Genomic DNA, 6,836 nt, shown 5'->3' on the forward strand with positions numbered 1-6,836 from the left:
CCATGACCATGTTCGCCCGCGATCTTTCCGTCGCGCACTACCGCAGCTTCGATAGCTATCACCTTGCCCTGGACGAGGGCGTGACGATACTTGCGGGACCCAACGCGGCGGGAAAGACCAATCTCATAGAGGCGCTGCAGCTGCTGACGAGCGGCGCCTCGTTTAGGCATCCGACCGCAGCCGAGCTCGTCCATGACGGCGTGGGCTCGTGCAAGATCGAGCTGAGGCTCGAGGGCGACGGCCGCGTGCTTGATATGGGATTGAGCGCGGAGGACGGTAAGCGCTCGTTTAGCCGCAACGGCAAGAGATGCTCTGCCGCCGGTGTGCGCGGGGTTCTTCCGAGCGTGCTGTTTTGCCCCGACCATCTGGACATGGTTAAGCGTGGCGCCAGTGTGCGCCGCGCCGCCCTTGATGACTTTGGCATGCAACTGAGCGCACGCTATGCCGATCTTGCGAGCACCTATGGGCGCTGCGTGACCCAGCGTAACGCCTTGCTCAAGGAGACCTGGTGCTGCCGCGAGATGCTCGGCGCGTGGAACGATTCGATTGCCCGCGCGGGCTCGGCCCTGCTCGTGCACCGGTTGGCCCTGCTCGACCGGCTGGCGGGCCATGTGCACACTGCCTACGGGCAAGTGGCGTCAGGCGAGGCCGCCAACGTGACCTATGCGTCCACGCTGGGGGATTTGCCCCAGGTCGAGGATCGCGAAGAGCTGAAGGGTTGGGCGTACGAGCGCATGCTGGCCGCCCTTGACGAGCATGCCGACGAGGAAATTCGCCGCGGCGTGACGTTGGTGGGACCGCATCGCGACGAGATCGAGTTCACCGTGGCTGGTCGCTCCGCCCGTTCATTTGCCAGCCAAGGACAGCAGCGCACGCTGGTGCTGTCCTGGAAGGTGGCCGAGGTGGCCGTGGCTCGCGATGTCCTGGGCACCGCCCCGCTGCTGCTTCTGGACGACGTGATGAGCGAGCTCGACGGCGAGCGTCGCGGCGCTTTCCTGCGGCTGATCGGCGATGATATCCAGACGGTCATAACTACGACCAACCTGGGGTACTTTACCGATGACCTGCTTGATCGAGCCAAGGTGGTGAGCATGGGTGAGACGTGCTAATTACGAGCGCGAGAGCGAGACAGTCGCCTTCAGTGGATTTTTGAACGCAGAGCGCCAGCGCATCCTGGCGGCTGCAACGCCTAAGCGCCGTGCGCAGATGGAGGCTGCCGAGGAGTCGCGCACGGTCTATCGCGCATGGAACGCGGTGTGCTCGGGCACGCGCGAGGGACGGCATGTGACGGGGCTGCGCTACCTGCCCGAGTCCAATGAGCTGCTGGTGTATCTCGACTCGCCCTCGTGGACGCAGGAAATGACGCTGTTGCGCGAGATCATCCGTGCGCGCATGGAGCGCGCCGGTGCGCATGTGGACGGCCTGGTGTTCAAAACCACCGCGCCCGGTCACACGCCGCCCGCCGCCAAGGAGCGCCTGCGCCCGGCGACGACCGAGCGACCGCCGGCCCCGCACGCCGACCTAAGTGAGGCCGAGCGTGCCGAGATCGAGCGCCAAGTGGCGCCCATCGAAGACCAAAAACTGCGCGAGGCCCTCGAGAATGCCATGAGAGCCAGCGCCGAGTGGGCCAAGGGCGTGCAAAGCAAAAAAGAGCCTTAAATCGCATCTGGTGGCCTTGTAGAGCCAAATACCCTCGTTCCCGAGGGTATTTTTTTACGATAAACTAGTAAGGCTGTACACATTTTCTTGACTGAAGGAGGACGTGTGGCAAACGAAAACGATTACGATGGCGGCGAGATTAAGATTCTCGAAGGTCTCGAGGCCGTTCGTAAGCGCCCGGGCATGTATATCGGCTCGACGAGCGCCAGCGGTCTGCATCACCTGGTGTGGGAGATCGTTGACAACTCCGTCGACGAGGCCATGGCCGGTTTCTGCACCGAGATCCAGGTGACGGTCCACGCCGACAACTCCATCACGGTCGTCGACAACGGGCGCGGCATCCCCGTCGACGAGCACCCTGTTAAAAAGATCCCGACGCTCGAGGTCGTTATGACGATCTTGCACGCCGGCGGTAAGTTCGATAACTCGGCCTATAAGGTCTCGGGCGGCCTGCACGGCGTGGGCATCTCCGTCGTCAACGCACTGTCCAAGCGCGTGGTCGTTCAGGTTCGTCGCGATGGCAACACCTACGAGATGGAGTTCTCGCGCGGCAAGACCGTCAAGAAGATGGAGGTCGTGGGCACCTCGGATTCAACGGGCACCACCGTCACCTTCTGGCCCGACGACGAGATCTTCGAGACCTGCATCTACGATTTCGATACGCTGCACAACCGTCTGCAGGAGACGGCGTTCCTCAATAAGAACCTTAAGATTGTGCTGACCGACGAGCGCGAGGCGACTCCCCACGTGGAGGAGTTTTGCTACGAGGGCGGCATCATCGACTTCGTCAAGTTCCTCAACGAGGGCAAGGACGTCCCCGAGGCCTTTAAGGAGCCCATCTACATCGAGGGCAAATCGGATCCGGACGCGCCTGTGACCAAGATGGGCGAGGTCGAGGTTTCCCTGCAGTGGAATAGCGGCTACGGCGAGAACGTCATGTCGTTCGCCAACGACATCTACACTCCCGAGGGCGGCATGCACCTTGAGGGCTTCCGCACCGCGCTCACTCGCGTGATCAACGACTACGCGCGCAAGCAGAACCTGCTCAAGGAAAAAGACGCCAATCTGACCGGCGACGATGTACGCGAGGGCCTTTCGGCCGTTATCTCGGTCAAGCTGCCCGATCCGCAGTTTGAGGGCCAGACCAAGGCCAAGCTCGGCAGCTCCTATATGCGCGCGCTGACGCTCAAGATCGTGACCGACGGCCTTGCCGATTACTTGGAGGAGCATCCCAAGCCCGCTCGTGAGATCGTCAAGAAGGCCCAGCAGGCCTGCAAGGCACGCAATGCCGCCCGTAAGGCGCGCGAGGCGACCCGCCGCAAGAGCCTGCTCGAGACGGCGTCGCTGCCCGGCAAGCTCGCCGACTGCTCGGTGCGCGACGCCGAGTTGACCGAGCTCTTCATCGTAGAGGGCGACTCGGCAGGCGGCTCGGCCAAGGATGGACGTCGCCGAGACATCCAGGCGATTCTGCCCCTGCGCGGCAAGATTCTGAACGTCGAACGCGTTGGTGACCATCGCGCATTCTCGAGTGACACCATCCAGTCGCTGATTACCGCGATCGGCTGCGGCGTCACGACGAGTGCCGGCGACGGCGGCGACTTCGACATTAGCAAGGCGCGTTACCACAAGATCATCATCATGACCGATGCAGACGTCGACGGTGCGCATATCCGCATCCTGCTGCTGACGTTCTTCTACAAGTACATGCGTCCGCTGATTGACGCCGGCTACGTGTACGTCGCGTGCCCGCCTATCTTTGGCATTAAGGTGCGCAACAAGATCCACTACGTGTATCCCAACGGCCGTCAGCCCGAAGACGAGATCCTGCGCGACACCATCCAGAGCCTGGGTCTGAACCCCGACGACAACGACGAGGACGGCAAGGCCAAGGACGGCAAGATCACCAAAAAGCGCAAGGGCTATACCGTCCAGCGCTACAAGGGCCTGGGCGAGATGGACCCCAAGCAGCTTGCCTCGACGACGATGGATCCCAAGACCCGCATCCTGCAGCGCGTGTCGATCGAGGATGCCGTGGTGGCAGACCGCGCCGTGCGCGAGCTGATGGGTTCCGAGGTCGGCTATCGCCGCGAGTACATTGAAAAACACGCGCACGATGCGCGCTTCTTAGACGCCTAGGTTTCCCAGGCACCCCATCTTGCCCTTCAGGATTTCGGGCGCCGCACGCAAGGCGCGCGCCCTCATCCTTCAGGGCAACCTGGGGCACCTGGAAAACCTAGGAGGGTTATCCGGTGTTCCCGGTAATTCGTCTCCGTGGCAGGGAACTAATGGACCACGCAAACCATGAGGAGGTAACGTGGCAGACGATATCAACAATAACGAGGGTATGGGCGAGGCCGGCGATGCCGGCATGCCCGACGATCTGAAGCGCCTGCTTGCCCGCGCTGAACAGGGCGAGGACGGTGATCCTGACGCCTATAACCCCGATGCCGATGATGACGAGGAAGAGGACGACGACGGTGAGCTCGAGGAGAGCTTTGGCGAAGTCGACCGTGGTGCCTCGGCCGGTGAGGATATCAACGGCGGCCAGCTCCAGATTTCGGAGTTTGGCCGCGAGATGAAGCAGTCGTTCATCGAGTATTCGATGTCGGTCATTACGGCCCGCGCCCTGCCGGACGTGCGTGACGGCTTAAAGCCGGTGCACCGCCGCATCCTGTACGCAATGAACGAGAGCGGCATCTACCCCAACCGCCCACACAAGAAGTCGGCCTGGACGGTCGGCGAAGTTATCGGTAAGTACCACCCGCATGGCGACTTCGCGGTCTACGAGGCCATGGTTCGCCTGGCGCAGTGGTTCTCCATGCGCACGCCGCTCATCGACGGTCACGGCAACTTCGGCAACATCGACGGCGACGGCGCGGCAGCCATGCGTTACACCGAGAGCCGCCTGGCAAAGCCCGCCATGGAGCTGCTGCGTGACCTGCAGAAGGATACCGTCGACTGGCAGCCCAACTACGACGAATCGCTCGCCGAGCCTCAGGCGCTGCCTGCGCGCTTCCCCAACCTGCTGGTCAACGGCAGCCAAGGCATCGCCGTCGGCATGGCCACCAATATCGCCCCGCACAACCTCACCGAGGCGATCGAGGCAACCTGCTACCTGATCGATAATCCCGATGCCACTGTCGACGAGCTCATGCAGATCATGCCCGGTCCGGACTTCCCCACCGGCGCCATCATCATGGGCAGTGCCGGTATTAAGCAGAGCTACGAGACCGGCCGCGGCTCCATTACCGTGCGCGCCAAGGCCCACGTGGAGTCCACCAAGACCGGCCGCAGCCGCCTGGTCTTTACCGAGATTCCCTACATGGTCAACAAGGGCACCCTGCAGGAGAAGATCGCCCAGCTCGTCAACGACAAGCGCATCGAGGGCATCTCGGATATGCGCGATGAGTCCAACCAGAAGGGTATCCGTCTGGTCATCGAACTCAAGAAGGGCGTCATCCCGCAGGTCGTGCTCAACAACCTGTACAAGTACACCTCGCTGCAGACGACCTTTGGCGCCAACAACCTGGCGCTTGTCAACGGCGTTCCCAAATGCCTGAGCCTGCGCGAGATGCTGCAGCACTACATCGACCACCAGGTCGACGTCGTCACCCGCCGCACCCGCTTCGACCTTAAGAAGGCCCGGGCCCGCGCGCATATCCTTGAGGGCTACCTGATGGCTCTCGACCATATTGACGAGGTCATCAGCATCATCCGTTCCTCGCAGACCGATTCCGAGGCCAGCAGCCGCCTGATCGAGCGCTTTGGCTTTACGCCCGAGCAGACCACAGCCATCCTCGAGATGAAGCTGCGCCGCCTGACCGGCCTGGAGCGCGACAAGATTCAGGAAGAGCTGGACGGCCTGCGCCGCGCCATCGCCTACTACGAGGACCTGCTGGCGCACGAGGAGAAGATCCTGGGCGTCATTAAGGAAGAGATGCGCGAGATCTCCAAGAAGTTTGGCGATAAGCGCCGCACCGAGATCAGCCAGGTCGAGAAGGACCTGGACGTCGAGGACCTCATTGCCGACGAGGACATGGTCGTGACCATCACCCACACCGGCTATGTCAAGCGCATCCCGGTGGCCGCCTACCGCGCCCAGAAACGCGGCGGCAAGGGCGTGTCGGGCGTCAACCTCAAAGAGGACGATGTTATCGACGAAATGTTCATCGCGTCCACGCACGAGTACGTGCTGTTCTTCTCGAGCAAGGGCAAGGTCTATCGCCTGAAGGTGCACGAGCTGCCGGTGGGTACGCGCCAGGCGCGCGGTACCGCGATCGTCAACCTGCTGCCCTTCGAGGAGGGCGAGAAGATCGCGAGCGTCATCAGCTGCCGCGAGTTCCCTGCCGACGAGTATCTGATGTTTGCCACCAAGAGCGGCATGGTCAAGAAGACCGTGATGAGCGCATATGACCGCAGCCGTCGCGACGGCCTGATCGCTATCAACCTGCGTGACGACGACGCGCTGCTGAACGTGCGCCGCGTGCGCGAGGGCGACAAGATTATCCTGGCCACCACCGCGGGCAAGGCGATCATGTTCTCCGAGGAGCAGGTGCGCGCCACCGGCCGCGATACCAGCGGCGTTCGCGGTATCGGTATGAAGGACGGCGTGAGCGTTCTGGGCATGGAAGTCACTAACGGCAACGGCGATCTATTCGTCATCACCGAGCGTGGCTACGGCAAGCGCACGCCGGTCGCGGACTACCCGGAGCAGAATCGTGGCGGCCAGGGTGTCTACACCATCCAAATGACCGAGCGTAAGGGTAACCTCGCGGCCATGAAGACGGTGGGCCCGCAGCACGAGTTGTTCATCGTGACGGAGGGCGCGACGGTCATTCGCGTCAAGACCGATGAGATTAGCCAGACTGGCCGCGCTACCCAGGGCGTCAAGATGATGACCGTTGACGACAACGACCGCATCTGCGCCGTAGCCCGCATGACGGCCGCCAAGGAGAAGCCCGAAGGCGAAGGCGCCGAGGCCGCAACCGACGCCGAAGAGGCCCCAGTCGACCTAGGCGACGGCAACGACATGCCAGAGGATCTCCTAGACGAGTAAGAGGCCCTAGCTGGTAGAAAATATCAGACCCCATATATCGGCGGTCGGCGCACCTGCGCGCCGACCGCTTTTTTGAAAACCTTGGGACCCCATGGTCGCCGGGCTGACGAGATGGTTTTGG

Annotated in this window: 4 protein-coding genes; all 4 read left to right on the plus strand. The window is 62.4% G+C overall.

Features of this window, described 5'->3' with window-relative positions; all coding sequences use genetic code 11:
• The first annotated feature begins 2 nt into the window (after positions 1–2).
• Positions 3–1,109 carry a DNA replication/repair protein RecF gene (locus tag DW850_RS07410; protein ID WP_117786713.1) on the plus strand — a complete coding sequence of 369 codons (1,107 nt, stop codon included), beginning with the start codon at positions 3–5 and terminating at the stop codon, positions 1,107–1,109.
• Positions 1,096–1,659, plus strand: coding sequence for a DciA family protein (locus DW850_RS07415; RefSeq protein ID WP_117786714.1), 564 nt, complete (start codon positions 1,096–1,098; stop codon positions 1,657–1,659). The genes DW850_RS07410 and DW850_RS07415 overlap by 14 nt, the downstream gene beginning before the upstream one ends.
• Positions 1,660–1,764: 105 nt before the next feature.
• Positions 1,765–3,795: a DNA topoisomerase (ATP-hydrolyzing) subunit B gene (gyrB, locus tag DW850_RS07420; RefSeq protein ID WP_117786715.1), complete on the plus strand. Its 2,031-nt coding sequence runs from the start codon at positions 1,765–1,767 to the stop codon at positions 3,793–3,795.
• Between the two features lie 208 nt (positions 3,796–4,003).
• Positions 4,004–6,715 (plus strand): DNA gyrase subunit A, encoded by a 2,712-nt coding sequence (gene gyrA, locus DW850_RS07425; protein WP_199575637.1) that lies wholly within the window; start codon positions 4,004–4,006, stop codon positions 6,713–6,715.
• Positions 6,716–6,836: the final 121 nt, after the last annotated feature.

Origin of the sequence: Collinsella sp. AM36-4AA, from assembly GCF_003467795.1 — a bacterium.
GTDB lineage: Bacteria > Actinomycetota > Coriobacteriia > Coriobacteriales > Coriobacteriaceae > Collinsella.

Coding starts and splice junctions, on each gene's coding strand:
- DW850_RS07410 (WP_117786713.1), top strand. CDS start 3: ATGACCATGTTCGCCCGCGATCTTTCCGTCGCGCACTACCGCAGCTTC.
- gyrA (WP_199575637.1), top strand. CDS start 4,004: ATGGGCGAGGCCGGCGATGCCGGCATGCCCGACGATCTGAAGCGCCTG.